Raw genomic sequence first — 19,017 nt, 5'->3', positions numbered from 1 at the left:
AGCCGTGACCGACCTGGCCGACGACCTCAGCCTGCTGCGCGACCTCGAACGCAGGTTGCTCGTCTACAAGTTCGCGATCGAAGAGCTCATGACCAAGCTGAGGATCCTCAGCGAGGAGTTCGACTCCGTGCACCGGCACGACCCGATCGAGCACATCACGAACCGGGTCAAGAAGCCGGAGGGCATCCTGGAGAAGCTGCGGCGCAAGGGGGTGCCGTTCGACCCCGACCGGATCGGCGACCACCTCGACGACATCGCCGGGGTGCGGGTGGTCTGCCCGTTCGTCTCGGACGTGTACCGGGTGTCGGCGATGCTGGCGCGCCAGCACGACGTGGACGTGCTGCTCACCAAGGACTACATCGCGGTGCCCAAGCCGAACGGGTACCGCAGCCTGCACCTCATCGTGCGGATCCCGGTGTTCCTGTCGGACCGGGTGGAGCACGTGAAGGTCGAGGTGCAGCTGCGGACCATCGCCATGGACTTCTGGGCCACGCTGGAGCACAAGCTGTTCTACAAGTACGACGACCGGCCGCCGGCGGACTTCGTCGACGAGCTCATGTCGTCGGCGTTGATCGCCGCGCAGCTGGACGAGCGGATGGAGTCACTGCACCGCCGCATCCACCAGGACGACCGCTAGCTGCCGGGCCGCTTCGCCGCGCAGGACGCCGTAGTGGTCGGCGTCGATGCGGTGCGTGGTGGCGTCGGTCAGGCTCGCCCACATGTCGAGCTGGCTGTCGAGCAGGTCCGCGGCGACGACCACGGCTCGGGTCTGCTGCGGTCCGCGGGCCCGGTAGGCGGCCGAGGCCTGGGCGTGGCGCAGGAAGACCTCCCAGCGCTCGTCCAGGACGTGCGCCGGCACGTGGTGGCCCGCCTGGGCCAGGCGCGCGGAGATCACCAGGGTGTCGGTGAACTCGCCCTCGACGCCGAACGACGCCATGAGGTTGCGGCCGAACATCTGGAACCACTCGCGTTCGATGCCCTCGGGGTAGTTCTGGTTGATCGGCGGGGTCGAGTCGATCACGGCCACCAGCGGCGGCTGCGGGTCGCGGGCCGTCATCTCGAACACGATCTGGCCGCCCATCGACCAGCCGGCCAGCACGTCCGGGCGCAGGCCGGCGAGGTCGAGGTCGGTGCGGTAGGCACGGGCCATCATCGGCAGGGTGGGCAGTGGTTCGACCTCCTGCGAGACGGTGACGCGCCAGTCGTCGGGCAGTGCGGCCACGAGGTCGCGGTAGTCCTGGACGCCGCCGCCCGCGCCGTGCACGAGGTGCAGGTGCGTGCCGGGGCCGTCCTGGAGGGTCACCAGGGTGCTCGGCGCGGCCTGTTCGCCGGTGCTCTGCAGCTGGGCGACGAGCCTGCGCGGGGTGGGGTCGACGAGCCAGTCGGCGATGTCGACGGAGGCGTCGAGCCGGTCGCGCACGGCCGCGAGGAGCCGCACGACGTGCAGGGAGTGGCCGCCGGAGGCGAAGAAGTCGGCGTCGGGACCGGTGGGCGGTTCCTCCACGAGCGCGGCCCACTCCTCCGCGATCACCTCCCACTCGGTTCCGGCGGGCAGTGCCTGGTGTTCGACGACCTCGGTCTCGACGTGGCCGGTGACCGCGCGGGTCCGGATCGGCAGCTCACCGACGGTCAGCGCGGGGTCGGCGGACAGCACGGTGTCGAGGTCGTCGAGCAGCCGCAGCACGGTGTCGCGGTCGTAGCGGCCGGTGTTGTACTCCACCTCGGCGCGGTGGCCGCCGTCGACCTCGGCGAACGACATGGACATGTCGGCGCGGGCCGCGCGGTTGGGGCTCGCGAGCCAGGTGAGGCCGACGTCGCCGAGCTTCAGGTCGAAGCCGATCTGGCCGAGGTAGCTGACGAGCAGCGGGGACGCGTCGGTCAGCGACGCCTGCGTGGCCGCCGGCAGCGCGGCGAACACGGCCGGGTAGGGCACGTGCTGGTGCGCGAACATCTGCCACAGGCCGTCACGGGCCCGCGTGACGACCTGCGCGACGGTGTCGGTGTCCTGGATGGACGCTCGCACGACGCACAGGTTCGCCGTGTAGCCCACGAGTGCCTGGTCGCGGACGCTCATCCGGTTCGCGGCGACGACACCGACGCTGATGTCGGCACCGGCGGTGCGGGCGAGCACGGCCTCCAGCGCGGCCAGCATGATCGCGAACGGCGTGGCGAACGACGCCTTGGCGAGTGCCGCGAGGCCGGCGCTCGCCTGCGCGCTCAGCGTGTGCCGGATGACGACACCGGGTGCGCCGACGCCGAAGCGGCCGGCGTGGTCGGCGGCGACCGTGGTGGCGGTCGCACCGTCCAGTGCAGACCGCCAGTGGTCGAGCGACTTGTCCCACTTGCCGCTCGCGCGGGCCTCGTGCTGCTCGGCGGCGTAGACCGTGAACGGCACGGGCTCGTCGTCGAACTCGCCGCCCTCGTAGGCGACCGACAGCTCGGCCACGAGCAGCTGGATCGCCCAGCCGTCCAGCACGACGTGGTGGACGGTGAGCAGCAGCTCGTGCCGGTCGCCGATGCGGACGTACGTCAAGCGCGCCAGCGGGGCGTCGGCGAGGTCGATCGGCTGTTCCTGGACCTCCTCGGCGATGAGGCGGGCCAGCTCCTCGTCGCCGTGGTCGACCTCGACGACGTGCAGGCGGGCCGTGCGGGTGTCGTGCACGGTCAGCGTGATGTGGTCACCGGTGCGCTGGACGGCGGTGCGCAGCGCCTCGTGCCGGTCGGTGAGGCGTTGCCACGCGGACCGCAGGCGGTCGACGTCGAGCGGGCGATCGCACAGCAGCCGCCAGGTGAGGTTGTAGAGGGACTTGTTGCGGGCCCGCTGGTGGATCCACCAGACGGACTCCTGCATCGCGGTCGCGGGACTAACGAACACCCTGTGCCTCCAGGAACTCGGCGAGGAGGCGCTTGCGGTCGACCTTGTCGATGTCGGTCAGCGGGATGTCCGCGCGGTGGTGGAACGCGCGGGGCCGCATGTACACCGGCAGGGTGTCGGTGAGGCTGATGAGCTCGTCCTCGCCGACCTCGGCGCCCGTGTGGAACGCGTGCAGGTCGATCTCGCCGTCCGCCGCGGTGACGGCCAGCACGACCGCCTCGACGACGCCGGGGTGGCGGCGCAGCACGGACTCGATCTCGCCGAGCTCGACCCGGTTGCCGCGCACCTTCACCTGGTGGTCGATCCGTCCCATGTGGACGAGCTCGCCGCTCTCCAGCCGGACCCGGTCACCGGTGCGGTACCAGAGGTCGTCGGACACCGGGCTCGTCCCGTCGTAGAGGGTGCCGCGGGTCTCGCCCTCCTTCCACGCCACGAACCGGCCGATGTTCTCGCTCTCGGTGAGGTAGCCGGGGAACCGCTGCGAGCCGCGCACGCACAGCTCGCCGTCGTCCTCCTGCGGCTCGAACTCGTCGTTGAACAGCACGTAGTCGAGGTGGTCGAACACGGTGCCGATGGGCGCGGAGCCGTTGGAGGTGACGATCCGGTCCTCCGGGTTCGCCGGCACCTCGTAGGCGGTGACGATGCAGGCGGCCTCGCTGGGGCCGTAGCAGTTGATCACCGCGGTGTTCGGCGCGGCCTGGGTCCAGGCCTCGATCTGCTCCACGGTCAGGGGTTCGCCGCCGAACGAGCTGAGCCGCAGCGTCGGCATGCTGTTGGGGGCGAGTGCGCGCAGGCGCTTGGCGAACGAGATCAGCGACGGCACGGACATCCAGTGGGTGAGCCGCTTGCCGCTGATGAACTTCACCGGCGTGAGCACGTCACCGCGTTCGGCCACGACCAGGGTCGCACCGGAGCCCCACGCGCCGAACATCGACAGGATCGAGCCGTCGAAGCACATCTCGAACGTCTGCGCGACGCGGCAGTCCGGGCTGAGCTTGTAGCGCTTCATGACCTCGGCCAGGAACCAGCTGACGTTGGTGTGCGTGACCGGGACGCCCTTGGGCTTGCCGGTGGCGCCACTGGTGTAGACGACGTAGGAGCCCTCGTCGAGGTCGGGGCGGATGATGTCCGGGATGGCGGTCTCGTTGTCCGGCAACAGGAACTTGCGCCAGCGGTCGCCGGTCATGTCGAACAGCGGCACCCGCGCGTTGGCCCGGTACTCCTCCAGGCCCTCGCCGGAGCTGTCGTCGATCATGGTGAAGTCGACGGCGGCGTCCTCGGTGATGCCGAGGTTGCGGACCGCGGGCGCGGCGGGGTTGAGCGCGACCGCCGTGGCACCGAGCCGCAGCCCGGCCAGGTAGGCGATGTAGCCGATGAGGCTGCGCGAGGTCATCAGCCCGACCCGCTTCGGCGCGTGGCCGAGGTTCTCCAGCATGGCGGCGCTGACCCGTTCGACGGCTTCCTGCAGCTCGGCGTAGGTCAGGGTGGCGCTGGACATCTCGATCGCGACGTTGTCCGGGTACTCCTGGGCGGACGCGTGGAACCAGTCGTAGAGCGAGCGGGTGGTCAGCACGGTTGCCTCCGGGACGAGATCGGTTTCGAGCTCAAGCAGGTGACGCAGGGTGTTGTGCACGAGCGACGCGCGCGGGCGGCCCCTGCGTGCGGAGTCGACGGCGAAGCGCAGCGCCTTGGGCAGGCCCTCCCAGGCCGTGCCCGCGTCGGTGTGGCCGAGCAGCCGGTGCCGGAACGCCCGGTGCTGCGCCGCGGTCCACAGGTCGTCGAGGTTGCGTTCGGTGATGCGGTCGGCGAGGAACGGCAGGACCTCCTCGTCCGTGCGCAGCCACTCGCCGTCGAGGTGGGGCGTGACACCGGGTCCTCGTTCTCTTCTGAGCCAGAGCTGACCGTCGGGTTGGTGCAGCGGGAACCCGAACACGTGCTCGTTCCTGAGCCTCTGCTCGGGCGTCCAGTCGTCCGGGTGCATGGCCTTGAGCAGCTGCTCGGTGGTGAGCCAGCCGGCGAACGGGTGCTGCTCGCCGTCCGCGAGCAGGCCCGCGAACCCGTCGCGCACGTACCAGCGGTTCTGCCGGCGGCGTTCGACGAGCACCCAGTGCGGCGCCGGGGTCTTGCTCGGCGACCACGGCAGCTTGGCGTTGTCGGTGACCACCAGGCAGCGCCCGTGCTCTTCGAGCTCGTCGGTGATGCCCCTGACCGGGTCGCCGGTGGCGTAGGCGAGCTGGGTGCCGTCCGGCAGCCGGTTCAGCGGGTACCGGTGGTGCGAGAACGCCAGCTCGTCCAGGTCCGTGCGCACCGCCAGCCGCACGGACTCGGCGAAGGTCGCCTCGGTGCCCGCGAACTCACCGGCGAGGTAGGCGACCAGGTTCGTCGTGTAACAGCTCAGCCCGGTGATCACGGTGCCTCCAGGAACGCCACGCTCACCGGTACCGCGCTGGTGCGCAGCCGGTTCCACCGCACGCCGCGCCACGTCCCGCTGGCCTGCCCGCGGGCCACCGGGATCGACCACGGCCGACCCGACAAGCCCTCGCCGGTCGCCTTCACACACGCCTCCTGCACGGTCCACACCCAGGCGAACTCCAAGTCCCGCTCCCCCTCCGGCAACTCCGCCAGCTCCGCCACCCCGCACCGCCGCAACAACCCGTCCGACGCCGGCACCGGCAGCTGCACGTCCACGCCGACCCCGAGTCCCCTGCCCCGCCGGCACGCGGCGGCGACGTACCCGCCGTCGTGCGCCAGGCTGACGGCCAGGTCGGGGTGGTCCGGCAGGTACGGCTGCCCGCTGTCGCGCGCCGCGATCTCCCCCTCGCCCAGCTCGGCGACCAGGCTGCGCAGCAGACCCCTGGCGGCGGCGAACTCACGGGCGCGCACGGCGGGGAGGTGAGCCGCGGCCTGAACGTCCACGGCGTGCGGCGTGACGTCGCCGACGGCGGCGACCGCGACCCTCACCGGACCTCCAGCAGGTCGTCCGCGTGGTCCGCCACGCCCGCCAGCATCGCCCCCACGGCACCGCCGGCGATCCCGAACATCGCCACCGCCGCCCGCAGCTCCGCGATCCCGCCGTGGGTGAACGCGTCCGCGCCCAGCAGCTGCGTGCACTCCCGCAGCACGACGTCCAGCCCGTCCGCGACGGCCACCTTCAACGCCATCGCCGAGGCCATGTCCGGCGCTGCCGCCGACACCGCCGCCATCCGCCACGTCTCCACGACGCACCGCGCGAAGCGTTCGCGCACCGCCGCGTTGTCCCACAGCACGCCCTCCCCCAGCGCCCGCGAGCCCAGCCGGGCCCGCACGTCCCGCAGCACCCGCCGGCACAGCGCCACCGCCCACAGGGCACCCGCGCGGCGTTCGGCGGCGACCTGCACCGCGAACGACGCCAGGCCGCGTCCGGGTGGCCCGACCAGGGCGGAGCGGTCCAGGACCACCTCGTCCAACGTGATCGCGCCGATGCCCGCACCGTCGAACAGCGACGTCGGCTCCGGTGTCACCCGCACGCCCGGCGCGTCCAGGGGCACCAGCACCCAGCAGAAGCTCGTGAAGTGCCGCACCGGCTTGTGCCGGGCCAGCACCAGCGCGTGCGAGGCGTGGCAGGCGTTCGTGATCCACCGCTTGACGCCCGACACCGCGACCGACGAGTCCGACAGCTTCGCCGTCGTGCCCATCGACATCAGGTCCGACCCCGCGCCCTCGTGGTCGGTCGCGGCCAGCGCCACCACCGCGTCACCGGCCTCCACCGCGCCGGCCAGCGGATGTCCGTTGTCCCGCAGCAGCGGCAGGACCGTGGCGAGCTGGACGCAGCAGGCCAGCACCACCCCGACCGGGTGGCGTCCGTCCAATGCGGACACGTCGGCCGTGCTCGTGTCCAGCTCCAGCCACGCATCACGCAAGGCGCACCTGCCGATCGAGCAACGCCAGCGCGCCGTTCGCCAGCAGCAGGCGGTCGTTCGAGTAGTTCAACGACGCCGAGCGCAGGTCGCGGAAGACCCGTTCCAGGTCGGAGGACCGCATGTACCCGTGCCGGAGCCCGACCAGCTCGACCATCTCGTCGACCGCGGCGAAGCACTCGACCGCTGCCCGCACCTTCAACGTGTTCACCAGCATCTGCCCGGCGCCGACCGAGAAGTCGGCGTCGAGGGTGTGCTGCAGCAACGCGTGCACCACGTCCAGCCGCTCGCGAATCCGCGCCACGCGCGTCAGCAGCAGCTCCGACGACGGGTCGAACTGCCGCGACGACCCGCGCACCAGTCCGAGAACGCGGGAGAACGCGCCCGACGCCGCACCCAGCCACGCCGCCGCCCAGCCGAGGTGCGCCAGCGGCCCGAAGGTCGCCGCCACCACGTCGCGGAACCCACCGGGTGCGCCCACGACCTGGGAGGCGGGAACGACACCGGCGAGCCGCATCGGCACGCTGTGGGTGGCGCGCATGCCCAGCGGGTCCCAGCCGCCGTGCACCTCGACCACGTCGAGCTGCGAGCGGTCCGCGTACACCAGCGACACCTGCGTCGGCGTCGTCGCGTCCGGTGCCAGCACGGTCACCAGGAACGCGTCCGCGTGCACGCCGCCGGTCACGATCGGCGCGTCCCGGTCGATCCGCAGCGCGCCGTCCACCCAGTCCACAGTGGACTCCGACGACAGCAGGTGTCCACCCTTGCCCTTCTCGGTGGTCACCGAGGCCAGGTACACCCGGCCGGACCGGATCCGGTCCACCAGCGCGGGCGCGTGCCGCACCAGTGCGAACGCCTGCTGGCAGTGCATCGCGTAGATCATCGCGACGGACATGTCCTCGCGCCCGAGCCGCAGCGTCACGTCCACGACGTCGCGCACCGACCCCACGACCGGCAGCGCCAGCAACCCGCTGTCGCGCAACGCCTCCAGCGCCTCCACCGGGAACGCCGCATCGGCGTCGCAGCGGCCGGCGTGCTCGGCGGTGACCGCGAGGACCTTCTCCAGCGCCGGGATCACGACGCGACCCGCAACGAGTCGACCGCCGCCCACAGGCTGCCCGCGGTCGCGAACGTCGCGTCGGTCAGCAGCTCGTCGGGCAGCGACACCCGGTAGTTGTCCTCGATCGCGAACAGCAGCTCGATGGCGCGCATCGAGTCCAGTCCGAGATCGCGCAACGACGACTCGGGCGTGATGGTGCCCGCACCCGCGTACTTCAGGAACGGCCGCAGCACGGCCGGGAACTCAGCGTCCATTACAAACCCCTCTCTCGTCTGATCTCCAGCCGCGACTCGTCGACGACCACACCACCGTCCACGACCACCTCGTCGGCCAGCGGATGTCCGAGGAACGCCACCAGCGAGGCGTAAAGCCCGTACGCACCGACGTTGGGAACGCTCACCACGTCACCGGGTGACACCGGCGCGACCTCGGCGGCGCGCGCCCACGTGTCGACCGGTGTGCACAGCGGGCCGGCGACGATCGTGTCCGGCACCGGAGACCGCGCCGGGTCGTCCTGGGCCGTCTGCACGTCCGGCACGATCGGCGGCAGCCTGCGCAGCCCCGACATGCCGCCGAGGTGGTTCACCCCGGACTCCAGCACGAGCACCGGCCGGTCCTGCGAGTACTTCACGTCGAGGACCCGCGTGCGCAGGGTCCCGCAGGTCGCCGTCAGATACCGGCCCGACTCGAACGCCACCACCGGCGCACCGGTCCGCCAGCCGGGGAACGTCTCGTCCAGCAGGTCGGCGAGGCCGTCCGCCAGGCCGGGGAAGACCGGCAGTTCCCCCGACCTGGCGAACGGTGCCCCGAACCCGCCGCCGAGGTCGAGGACCTCGACCGCGAGCCCGGTCTCGTCGGCGAGCCGGCGGGCCGTGCGCGCCGCCTGCCGGAACTGGTTCAGCAACGCGTCCTCGTCGCTGATGTTCGTGCCCATGTACAGGTGGAAGCCGGCAACCGAGACGTGCTCGCGCGAGCCGAACGCCGCCGGGTCGCGCAGCACCCAGGTCAGGTCGGCGCCGAACTGCGAGGGCACCCCGGTCATCGTCAAGCCGTGGCCGGGCACCGGCTGCTCGTCGTTGATCCGGACGATCGCCCGCACCGGCACGCCCAGCGCGTTCAGCTGGTCGAGACCGAACGGCGAGTCGACGGAGAAGTGCGTGACGCCCTCCTTCACCGCCTCCCGCAGGTCCTCGTCGCGCTTGCCGGGACCCGTGTACAGCAGCTGCTCGCCGGTGAACCCGGCCTCCAGCGCCACGTGCAGCTCGCCCGGCGAGCACACCTCGGCCAGGCAGCCCTGCTCCCGCAACGTCCGCACCACCAGCGGGTGCGGGTTGGCCTTGAGCGAGTAGTAGATCTCGCTCGGTTCCGGCAGCGACGAGCGCAGCAGCGCGTGACAGCGCCGCACCTCGTCCAGGTCGTAGACGTACTCAGCCACGCGTCCCCCTGAGCACTCGGCCGGAAGCCCCGCCCACCCCCGCTGCTGCCAAGGGCGTCTGCAAGTACCACCAACACATGATCGAATCGCCCTCAACTACCACCAACGTGCTCGCCGCCCTTCGGACCAGGCCTGCGCCCGCGGGCGGCCGGAAGCACTGTCGGCAGTGGAAAAGTGCTTGTTGATGTTGAGTTGGTGGTACTTGCAGATGCCGGCGGAAGCAGGGGGTGGAAGGGAGACGGGAGAACCTGGTCAGGCATGTTGGAGCCTCTTCCGGTCGACCTTCCCGTTGGGGGTCAGCGGGATCTCGGTCACGACCACGCACGCCCGCGGCGCCTTCGCGTCCTCGATCTGCTCGCGCAGCAACGCCAGCACCTGCTCGGAGGTGAGTGCGGTGACGGCGAACAACGTCGCCCCGTGCTGCCCGCTGGCCGGGGGCAGCACCGCCGCCGCCTCGACGCCGGGGACGCGGTGGGCCGCGGCCTCGACCTCGGTGACGCTGACCCGCGAGCCGTGCTCCTTGTAGATGTCGTCACGCCGGCCCACGAAGTACAGGTAGCCGTCCGCGTCCATGCGCCCGTAGTCGCCGGTGCGCAGCTTGGGGAACAGGCCCTCGTCGCGCGGGAACCGCTGGGCGGTCAGCTCGGGACGCCGCCAGTAGCCGCTCATGACGTTCGGCCCGCGCACCACGATCTCGCCGACCTCCCCGACCGGCACCGGTGTGCCGTCCGGGTCGACGACCAGGATCTCGGTGCCCGGCAACGCCTTCCCGCACGCTCCCGGCCGGCGCAGGTCCTCGTCCTTCGGCATGATCGCGGCGCGTTTGCACTCGGTGAGCCCGAACATCAGCTGCACCTGCAGGCCGAGGACCAGGTGGCGCAGCTCGGCGATCACCTCGGGCTGCATGGCCGCACCGGTGTTCGTCAGCAGCCGCAACGCCGGCGGCTGCGTCCCCGGCCGCGCGAGCATCCGCGCGAGCCCGGCCGCCATCGCCGGCACCGCGGGCAGCACGGTCGCACCGCACGCCCGCAGGTGCCGCACCAGCTGCGGGCCGGCGTCCGCTGCGCTGCCCAGCTGCAGCCGCGCGCCCGCCAGCGTGCTCAGGAACACCTGGTAGAGCCCGTAGTCGAAGGCCAGCGGCAACGCGCAGAACACGGTGTCGTTCGGCAGGTACTCCAGCTGCGACTGGATGGCCTGCGCGGCGAACACGACCTGCGCGTGCGTGGACACGACGGCCTTCGGCATGCCGGTGCTGCCCGAGGTGTAGACCAGGCACACCGGGTCGACCGCGATCGGGCCGGGCACGGGCTCCTCGTCCCCGCCCTCCACCGCCCTGCGGACCTCGTCGAGGTCGCGCAGCACGAGCACCGGTTCGCAGTCGGCGACCACGTGGGCGATCGCGACCTCGGGCGACTGCGGGTTGAGCACGCTGAACACCGCGCCCGCCCGCGCGCACCCGTAGAGCAGGGCGGGCACCAGCAGGTCGACCGGGACGACGACGACCACCCGGTCACCGCGCCGGACGCCCTGGCGGTGCAGCCAGGTCGCGATCCGGCGGCTGGCCCGGCTCAGCTCGCGGTAGGTGAGCGTCGCGTCGCCGTGGCCGACGGCCAGCGAGTCCGGCCGGGACCGGGCCGCGCGGTCGAGGAACTCGTGCAGCAACGTCATCTCGCGCTCCCCGCAGCAGCCGACCCGGTGAACAGCACGCACAGGGAGTCCAGGTCGCGCAGGCTCTCCGGCGTGAGCGCCTCGGCGGCCACCTCGACGCCGAGCCGCGCCTCGACCCGCTCGATCACGTCCACGAGCCGGAACGAGCTGAACCCGGGGAACTCGCGCAACGGTGTCCGGCCGCTGTGCACCCGGTTGCCGAGCACGTCGCTCAGCTCGGCCGCCACGACGGACCGCACGCGCGTCAGCTCCTCGTCGCGCGCCAGCAACCGGGTGAGCTCGGCCGCCACGCTCGGCACCAGCGCACCGCCGCGCAGCACCCGCCGCATCGCCACGTAGCTGTGCGCCGCCAGGACGTTCCACTCGCGGACGTGCTCCTCGAACGCCGCCGAGTCGAGCCACACGGCGTGCAGCCCGCGGGAGCGCGCCAGCAGCCAGATGTCGAGCACCATCTGCTCGACGTCGGCGCACGTGGCCTCGACGTCGACCGTGCTCACGAACGGGGAGATCGCCCGCGGTGCGGGCAGTTCGCCGAACGCGAGCTCGACCACGGTGGCCCTGGGCAGCTCGTCCCACGACACCCGCCACACGCCCGGACGGGCGTTTCCCCACTGCGTGCCGTTGTGGTACCCGTCCACGACCTCGCAGGCGTCGCCGTCGTCGCGGAACAGGAAGCTGTGCTCCATGTGCTGGTGGCCGGCGTACGGCACCCAGCTCAGGTCGAACGCGTCGGCCACCGCGTACTGCAGCTCGTCGGTGGCCCGGTCGCGCAGCACCGCGTCGTCGTGGCGCTTCACCACCTGCAACCCGAGCAGGCGGGAGGCCTCGTCGAGCCGGCGGTCCAGTGTGGACTCACCGGTCAGCTCGGCGCCCAGCGCCACGTGGCTGCCGGGACCGTGCCGGAGGTCGGCGAGGATCGCCAGGTTGACCTGGAGGCAGTCCATGAGCTCGGCGCGCAGGCCGCTGAAGTCGCTCGGCACGTCAGATCCTCCTCAGTCCGGCCACGGCTGCGCGCAGCGCCTCTTCGTCGGCCGGTGCGTCCTCCGGCAGGCCGGCGAGCAGCCGGTCGTAGGCCGAGAGGTCGAGCAGGCCGTGCCCGCTGACGCACACCAGCACGCCCTTGCCCGGCTGCGCGGCGGCGGTGATCGCCGCGGCGAGCGCGTGCCCGGACTCCGGTGCCGGCAGCACCAGCTCGGTCATCGCGAACGCCCGTGCCGCCTCCAGCGCCGTCCGCTGCCCCACCGCGACCGCGTCCACCTGACCGTGGTGCCGCATCGCCGAGATCACCTTGGCCGCGCCGTGGAACCGCAGCCCCGCCGAGTGCGACGGCGGGATCGAGTAGGAGGAGCCGATCGTGTACATCGCCTCGACCGGCCCGGTGCCGGTGGCGTCGGTGTGGTCGTAGGCGTAGACCCCGCGGGTCAGCTTCGGCGTGGCCGACGACTCGACCGCGAGCAGCCGTTCACCGGTGCCGCGGGCGAAGAACGGCAGCGCGATGCCGCCGAAGTTCGAGCCCGCTCCCACCGAGCCGACCACCACGCCGACCTCGTCGTCCAGCTGCTCGACCGCCTCCAGCCCGATCACGGTCTGGTGCAGGATCGAGTAGGTCTCGCCGGAGCCGATGCAGAACGCCCGCTTGGGGTCGGCCGCCGCGTACTCGACCGCCTCCCCGATCGCGAGCGACAGGCTGTTCGCCTGCTGCCCCGACTGGCCCACCGACGTCAGCGTGCTCGGCGAGGCGTGCACCTCGGCGCCGAAGAGCCGCATCAGGCTGCCCCGGTAGGGCTTGTCCCGCAACGACCCGCCGACCATGAACACCGTGCAGGTCATCCCGAACGCCGCGCACGCCGCCGCCAGCGCGGTCCCCCACTGCCCGGCACCCGTGCCGGTGACCAGCTCGCGGAACCCCGCGCGGTGGTAGTAGTGGGCCTGCGCCAGCGCGGTGTTCAGCTTGTGGCTGCCCGAGATGTTGCCGCCCTCGTACTTCACGTAGATCGGCGCGCGGGCGCCGACCTCCTCCTCGAACCGCCGGGCCCGCCACAGCGGCGACGGCCGGTAGGTCCGGTAGCGCTCCAGCACCGGTTCCGGGATCTCCCAGTACTCCTTGGCCGACACCGACTGGCGCACCAGCTCCAGCGGCAGGCCCGCCGTGACGGCGCCGGACGAGGTCTCCGGCGTCAGGTCCGGCGGCAGGTCGTGGCCCAGGTGCGGCAGAACGCTCCGCCAGTGCGTGATCATTCCGCCACCGCCGCGCTGACGACGTCCACGATGTCCGCCACCGTCGTGAACTTGCGGCCGGCGAACAGGTCGTCCGGCAGCGTCACGTCCAGCTCGTCCTCCAGCTTGACCAGCATGCCGAGGAACCCCAGCGAGTTGATCCGCAGCAGCGACCCGTTCAACGGCTCGTCGTCGGCCAGCTCCGCGGGGTCGAGCGCCAGCCGCGACTCGCGGATGACGAGCTTCTTCACGACGTGCCCGATCTCAGCCGCCCTGATCTCAGCCACGGAGCGCCCCTTCCCCCTCGATCACCCAGCTGTGGGTCAGCAACGCCGACAGGCCCACCGGTCCGCGCACGTGCAGCCGGCCGGTGCTGATCGACAGCTCCGGTCCGAGCGCCATGGTCGGGCCGTCGTGCAGCCGCAGCGACCCGTTCACCACCAGTGCCGCCGCGTCCACGGTGTTCAGGAACCGCGTCACCACCTCGCGGTCGGAGGCGACGATGCCCTCCGTGTGCGCGGACCCGTACCGGCGGATGTGCGCGACCGCGTCGTCCACGGAGGACACCCGGTGCAGCGCGATCGTGCGGTCCAGGAACTCGCGGCCGTGGTCGTGCGGGTCCAGCTCCAGCTTCAACGCCCAGCCGTCGCGCGCCGCCTCGAACGCCTCGATCAACGCGGGCGCGATGTCCTCGTGCGCCAGCACCATTTCGAGGGTGTTGCACGCCGTCGGCTCCGGCAGCTTGCTGTCCAGCGCGATCGCCACCGCCAGGTCGACGTCCGCACTGGCGTCCACGTAGAGGTGGTTCACGCCACCGCCGGAGGCGATCACCGGGATCGTCGACGCGGACAGGCAGTAGTCGATCAGCGAGGGGCTGCCGCGCGGGATCAGCACGTCGATGGCGTCGTGCCGCTTCAGCAGCTCCCGCACCACGCGCCGGTCGTGGTCGGTGACGACCTGGACGACGCCCTCCGGCAGCCCGGCCCGTACCGCCGCCTCGGCCGCGATCCGGCCCAGCTCGGCGTTGGTGAGCGCCATCTCCTTGCCACCGCGCAGGATCACGGCGTTGCCGACCGCGACGGGCAGCAGCGCGCCCTCGATCGTGACCGTCGGCCGCGCCTCGTAGATCATCAGGACCACGCCGAGCGGTTTGGCGATCCGGTTGCCGACCCGGCCGGTCACGCGCGGCAGCTCGGCGCGCACGTCCTCGGTGAGCCGCACCAGCACGTCGAGGTGGCGCTGCGCCAGCGTGAGCCGGTCCAGCAGCTCCCCGGACAGCCCCGAGCTCTCGACGTCCTGCGCGTTCGCGGCGAGCACCCGCGTCCAGTCCTTCGTCAGGCCGGCGGCGAGCTCCGAGCAGTACTCGGCGTACCGGTCGTCGCCGGGGGGCGGGGCGGCCGCTCTGGCCTGCGCCGCACGCGTCACCACATCCACTGGCCACCATCCACGATCAGCTTCTGCCCGGTCACGTAGGTGCCGTTGACGAGGAACTCCAGCCCGTCGGCGACGTCCTCGACAGTGCCCATCCGGCCGACGGGGATCTCGGAGATCACCTGGGCCCGCGCGACCGGGTCGTCCAGCCGGAACCGGGTGACCAGCTCGTCGGTCTCGGTCATGCCGGGGATCAGGCAGTTCACCCTGATCTTCGGCGCGAGCTCCAGCGCCAGGCACTTGGTCAGGTGCAGCAGGCCGGCCTTGGCGGCGCAGTAGTTCGCGCCGTTGGCCCGCGCCCGCATGCCGGTCGTGGCACCGACGTTGATCACGGTGCCGTCGTCCATCATCGGGACGAACGCCCGCGTCAGGTAGAAGGCACCGGACAGGTTGGTGTCGACGACGGTCTTCCAGTCCTGCACGGACATCTCCAGGAACGGCCGGTCGATGTTGACCCCGGCGTTGTTCACCAGCACCGAGATCGGCCCGATCTTGTCGGCGACGACGGCGACCGCGTCCGGGTCGGCCACGTCCACCTGGTAGGTCCGCAGTCCCGACGCCTCGGCGGCCGCGGCGTCCGAGCGGTACAGCGCGACGACCTCGAAGCCGAGCTTGGTCAGGCGCCGGCTCAGCGCCAGCCCGATCCCGCGGGTTCCCCCGCTCACCACAGCGAGCCTCATGCCCGCACCCCCAGGAAAGCGTCGAGTCGTTCCGTGAGCTCCGGCAGGTGTGCCGGGTCGAAGACGGAGTAGTGCGAGGCGGCGAGCGTGCCGCCGACCAGGTCGGGTGCCAGCTCGCGCCAGCGCGCCGCCGCAGCCTCCCGGTCGCGGAAGTCGTCGTCCCGGCACATCAGCACCAGCACGCGACCCGCGTGGGTGCCGGTGCCGTGGTACTCCGCGAGGGCGGCGACCTGCGTGTCGAACGTGGCCCGCACGCGGTCGGCCGTGTCCGGGTCCGGTCGCGGGCCGAGCATGCCGACGATGAACTCGCGCAGCTCCGCGTCGTCCTCCGCGGTGGACACGCGGGGCAGCGGTGAGCTGTCGACCACCACGAGGTCCGGTGCGCCCGCGAGCCGCTGGCACAGCTCCCAGCCGACCGTGCCGCCGAGCGACCAGCCGAACACCAGGGCGGGGTCCACCCCGGCCTCGGCGAGCGCCTTGTCCGCCGACTCGGCCATCTCCGCGATCGTGTGCTCGGGTTCCTCGCCGGGGACGAGGCCGGCCGCGCGGACGGCGTGCACGTTGTGGGTCTCGCCGAGGTGGGTGGCCAGGCGCAGGTACGGGTTGAGCCCGCCGCCGGCGCCGGGCAGCAGCACCGCGGACGGCCGGTCGCCGCGGCGCACGAGGGTGATCAGCCGGCCGAGCATCAGCCCGCCTTCCCGGCGCGGACCAGGCCGGCCAGCGTCGCGACGGTCGGCGAGCCGAAGAAGTCGATCATCGGCACGGGGACGCCGTAGCGCTCCTGCACCTCGGCGAGGACGGTGAAGATCGTGAGCGAGTGGGCGCCGTACTCCAGCACCGGCCGGTCGCGCACGATCGGCTCGACGTTCAGCACCCCCGACCAGATCCCGGCCAGCTCACGCTCCAGCTCGTCCTCGTACTCGACGGTCTCCGGCTCCTCCGGTGCCACGAGCAGCTCGTCGCTGCGGGCCACCAGCGCGTCCCTGTCGGTCTTGCCGGTCGGCGTCGTCGGCACGGTGTCCAGCTCGAACACCCACACCGGCACCATGTACGACGGCAGCGACCGCGACATCTCCGCCTTGATCGCGTCGGCGTCCAGCTGCCCGGAGGGCACGACGAACAGCACCAGCTCGCGGTCCACGCCGTCGCCGCGCACGACCGCGACGGCCTGGTGCACCGAGGGGCACCGGTTCGCGACGGTCTCGATCTCGCCCAGCTCGATCCGGTAGCCGCGGATCTTGACCTGGTCGTCGGCGCGGCCGAGGAACGTGAGCACGTCGTCGTCATCGCGCACGACCAGGTCACCGGTGCTGTACATGGTGCCGCCGCCGGCGAACCGGTCCGGCACGAACCGCTGGGCCGTGATCTCCGGGTCGTTGACGTACCCGGTGGCCGGGCACAGCCCGCCCAGGTACAGCTCGCCGACCACCCCGGGCGGTGCGAGGTGCCCGGTCGAGTCCACGACGTAGGCCTCGACACCGGGGTACGGCAGGCCGATCGGCACGTGCGCGGCCCACTCGTGGCTGCGGTACGACAGCCGGTGCGAGGTCACGGCGTGCGTCTCCGTGGGTCCGTACAGGTTCACGAGGACGCAGTGCTGGTGGCGTTCGAAGAACGTCCGCACCTCGTCGTCGACCATCAGCTGCTCGCCGGAGACGCACAGGTAGCGCAGGTGCGGCAGGACGACGCCGCGGGCGTTCGCCAGCTGCACCAGCGGCCGCAGCGCCGCGACCGGCAGGTACACGTGCGTGACCTCGGTCGAGGCGATCCGGCTCAGCACCGCCGGGAACATCCGGCGGTCGGCGGGCTCGCGGGAGACGATGGTGCCGCCCGCGACCAGCGTCGGGACGATCTCCTGGAACGACACGTCGAACCCGAGCGGCGCGTACTGCAGGAACCGGGTGTCGGCGTCCATGTGCAGCGCGGCGAGCTGCCACGAGGTCAGGTTCGCGAGCGGGCCGTGGCCCATCTCGACGCCCTTGGGCTTGCCGGTCGAGCCGGAGGTGTACATGACGTACACCGGGTGCTCGGTGCTCGCGACCAGCTCGGCGTCCGGTCCGTCCAGTGTGGACACCTCGGCGTCACGGCCGAGGACGAACGCGCAGCCCGCCTTCTCGATCATGTACGCGAGCCGTTCGTCGGGCAGCGTCGGGTCGAGCGGCAGGTAGGCGGCGCCGCGGCGCAGGATCGCGAGGATGGCGATCGTGGTGTCGGCGAGGTCCTGGTTGACGAGGCCGACCACGTCACCGGGGCCGATCCCCCTGGCGGCCAGGCCGTTCGCGACCCGGCGGGCCGCGGCGACCAGCTCGCGGTAGGAGAACGCGCGGTCCGGCGTCTCGATCGCGACGGCGTCCGGCCGGTCGGCGGCGACGTCCTCGATGATCGACGCGAACGAGCCGTCCGGGATCGGGCGGTGCCAGCCGTCGGTGCGCGGCACCGGCCAGTCGGTGAACAGGTCGGCCAGCGCGACCGACGAGTCCGCGAGCGCCCGCCGCATCGCCGAGCGCAGCGACGTGAGCAGACCGTCGGCGGTGGCCGGCGAGATCAGCTCGCGGTCGTACTCCAGCTCGAACTGCCAGCGCCCGTCGACCGGGGTGGCGCCCAGCCACAGGTCGAACTTCGCGTTGCCGTTGCCCAGCTCGTGCACCCGCAGCACCGAGCCCCGCGACTCGGAGAACGTGTCCTGCATGGCGAGCATCGCGGAGAACAGCGGGTTGCGGTTGCTGGAACGCTCCGGGCGGGCGTGCGCGACCAGCTGGTTGAACGTGATGTCCACATTGGACCGGCAGTGGTCGACCGCCCCCTTGACCACCTTGCCGAGGTGCTCGTCGACCGTGCGCGACCACTCGGCCTCGACGGTGACCGGCAGGGTGTTGACGAAGAACCCGCACAGGTCGAACGCGCCGATCGTGCGCCGGGCCATGAACGGGCTGCCGACCAGGACGCTGCCGACGTTGCCGTGCCGCGCGAGCACCAGCCCGTACATGCCGCTGAACACCACGAACGGCGTCACGTCGAGCCGGCGGCACAGGTCGGTGAGCGCCCTGCCCTCCGCCTCGGACATGGTCCAGCTGATCCGCGCGCCGGTGAACGAGGTGTAGGACGGGCGGCCCGGCCGCGGCGAGAGCACCAGCGGCGGCACCTCGCGCAGCTGCGCCGCCCACTCCTGCGCCCGCTCCGCCACGCGTTCCGGGCTCGCGCTGCGGGTCTGCGCCTCGAGCTCCTTGCGGAACGCGGTCTCCCGCGCCTCCCGCTTGGCCGCGAGCTCCTCCCGCGACAGCGGCTGGGCCAGCGCGGCCTCCAGGTCGCGCACGAACGGCCCGAGCGAGATGCCGTCGAGGATGATGTGGTGGTCCGCCAGCAGGATCGCGGCGGCGCTGCCGTCGGACGCGCGGACGAGCGCGAACCGGTAGGCGGGGCCGCGCGCGAGGTCGAACGTCGGGCGCCCGATCCGTTCCGCGACCTCCGCGACCGCCTGCTCGAACTCCCACGGCTGCACGGTCACCCGCTCCATCGGCACCACGACCGGCGGCGGCGTGAGGGAGGCGTGCATCTGCGGCAGCGCGGCGAACACCTCGCGCATCGCCGGCTGGATCGTCACCAGCGTCAGCAGCGCCCGCGACACCGCCTCGTCGCTCAGCGCCGGGTCGACGTCCAGGCGGACGAGCTGGTTGTACAGCACGGAGTCCGCCGGCGCGCCCGCGTCGACGACCAGCAGTCCCTTCTGGGACTCCGTCATGGGCAGCCCATAAGGA

16 protein-coding genes are annotated in these 19,017 nt (G+C 72.1%); 1 reads left to right on the top strand and 15 read right to left on the bottom strand.

What is annotated here, in order from left to right; translation table 11 throughout:
- Nucleotides 1–4: 4 nt before the first annotated feature.
- A complete protein-coding gene (locus ACZ7CD_RS21565) occupies nt 5–637 on the top strand; it encodes a GTP pyrophosphokinase (RefSeq protein WP_360392015.1) in 633 nt (210 codons plus the stop codon).
- On the opposite strand, the gene ACZ7CD_RS21560 is transcribed toward ACZ7CD_RS21565, so the two are convergent.
- From ACZ7CD_RS21560 to ACZ7CD_RS21490, 15 genes are all read right to left on the bottom strand, one after another.
- Nucleotides 602–2,875 carry a condensation domain-containing protein gene (locus tag ACZ7CD_RS21560; RefSeq protein ID WP_360392018.1) on the bottom strand — a complete coding sequence of 758 codons (2,274 nt, stop codon included), beginning with the start codon at nt 2,873–2,875 and terminating at the stop codon, nt 602–604. The two genes, ACZ7CD_RS21565 and ACZ7CD_RS21560, sit on opposite strands and share 36 nt — an antisense overlap.
- Entirely contained in the window at nt 2,865–5,285 is a 2,421-nt protein-coding gene (locus ACZ7CD_RS21555) for an AMP-binding protein (RefSeq protein WP_470379560.1), read from the bottom strand. Before ACZ7CD_RS21555 ends, ACZ7CD_RS21560 begins: the two co-directional genes overlap by 11 nt.
- Complete coding sequence (locus ACZ7CD_RS21550) at nt 5,282–5,836, bottom strand: 4'-phosphopantetheinyl transferase family protein (RefSeq protein ID WP_470370953.1); 555 nt, start codon at nt 5,834–5,836, stop codon at nt 5,282–5,284. Before ACZ7CD_RS21550 ends, ACZ7CD_RS21555 begins: the two co-directional genes overlap by 4 nt.
- Entirely contained in the window at nt 5,833–6,774 is a 942-nt protein-coding gene (locus ACZ7CD_RS21545; RefSeq protein ID WP_470379559.1) for an acyl-CoA dehydrogenase family protein, read from the bottom strand. The genes ACZ7CD_RS21550 and ACZ7CD_RS21545 overlap by 4 nt, the downstream gene beginning before the upstream one ends.
- Nucleotides 6,767–7,849 carry an acyl-CoA dehydrogenase family protein gene (locus tag ACZ7CD_RS21540; protein WP_360392030.1) on the bottom strand — a complete coding sequence of 361 codons (1,083 nt, stop codon included), beginning with the start codon at nt 7,847–7,849 and terminating at the stop codon, nt 6,767–6,769. The genes ACZ7CD_RS21545 and ACZ7CD_RS21540 overlap by 8 nt, the downstream gene beginning before the upstream one ends.
- Nucleotides 7,846–8,085, bottom strand: coding sequence for an acyl carrier protein (locus ACZ7CD_RS21535; RefSeq protein ID WP_360392033.1), 240 nt, complete (start codon nt 8,083–8,085; stop codon nt 7,846–7,848). The genes ACZ7CD_RS21540 and ACZ7CD_RS21535 overlap by 4 nt, the downstream gene beginning before the upstream one ends.
- Complete coding sequence (locus ACZ7CD_RS21530) at nt 8,085–9,266, bottom strand: type III PLP-dependent enzyme domain-containing protein (RefSeq protein ID WP_470374642.1); 1,182 nt, start codon at nt 9,264–9,266, stop codon at nt 8,085–8,087. The genes ACZ7CD_RS21535 and ACZ7CD_RS21530 overlap by 1 nt, the downstream gene beginning before the upstream one ends.
- A gap of 252 nt (nt 9,267–9,518) precedes the next feature.
- Nucleotides 9,519–10,934: a class I adenylate-forming enzyme family protein gene (locus tag ACZ7CD_RS21525; RefSeq protein WP_360392038.1), complete on the bottom strand. Its 1,416-nt coding sequence runs from the start codon at nt 10,932–10,934 to the stop codon at nt 9,519–9,521.
- A complete protein-coding gene (locus ACZ7CD_RS21520; protein WP_360392041.1) occupies nt 10,931–11,914 on the bottom strand; it encodes an acyl carrier protein in 984 nt (327 codons plus the stop codon). The genes ACZ7CD_RS21525 and ACZ7CD_RS21520 overlap by 4 nt, the downstream gene beginning before the upstream one ends.
- Before the next feature lies 1 nt (nt 11,915).
- The gene (locus ACZ7CD_RS21515; RefSeq protein ID WP_458431049.1) at nt 11,916–13,172 is read right to left on the bottom strand and encodes a TrpB-like pyridoxal phosphate-dependent enzyme; all 1,257 of its coding nucleotides are present in this window, start codon (nt 13,170–13,172) and stop codon (nt 11,916–11,918) included.
- Nucleotides 13,169–13,438, bottom strand: coding sequence for an acyl carrier protein (locus ACZ7CD_RS21510; protein ID WP_360392046.1), 270 nt, complete (start codon nt 13,436–13,438; stop codon nt 13,169–13,171). The genes ACZ7CD_RS21515 and ACZ7CD_RS21510 overlap by 4 nt, the downstream gene beginning before the upstream one ends.
- Entirely contained in the window at nt 13,431–14,585 is a 1,155-nt protein-coding gene (locus ACZ7CD_RS21505; RefSeq protein ID WP_470370951.1) for a glutamate-5-semialdehyde dehydrogenase, read from the bottom strand. Before ACZ7CD_RS21505 ends, ACZ7CD_RS21510 begins: the two co-directional genes overlap by 8 nt.
- Entirely contained in the window at nt 14,573–15,262 is a 690-nt protein-coding gene (locus tag ACZ7CD_RS21500) for an SDR family NAD(P)-dependent oxidoreductase (RefSeq protein WP_458431048.1), read from the bottom strand. Before ACZ7CD_RS21500 ends, ACZ7CD_RS21505 begins: the two co-directional genes overlap by 13 nt.
- Nucleotides 15,259–15,948, bottom strand: a complete 690-nt coding sequence (locus tag ACZ7CD_RS21495) for an alpha/beta fold hydrolase (RefSeq protein WP_458431047.1) — start codon at nt 15,946–15,948, stop codon at nt 15,259–15,261. Before ACZ7CD_RS21495 ends, ACZ7CD_RS21500 begins: the two co-directional genes overlap by 4 nt.
- Nucleotides 15,948–19,001, bottom strand: coding sequence for a non-ribosomal peptide synthetase (locus tag ACZ7CD_RS21490; protein WP_458431046.1), 3,054 nt, complete (start codon nt 18,999–19,001; stop codon nt 15,948–15,950). Before ACZ7CD_RS21490 ends, ACZ7CD_RS21495 begins: the two co-directional genes overlap by 1 nt.
- Nucleotides 19,002–19,017 lie beyond the last annotated feature (16 nt).

It is taken from the genome of Lentzea sp. NPDC036949, from assembly GCF_055608075.1.
The sequence above is the reverse complement of the archived record's forward strand: the minus strand, read 5'-3'. Positions and strand labels throughout refer to the sequence as shown.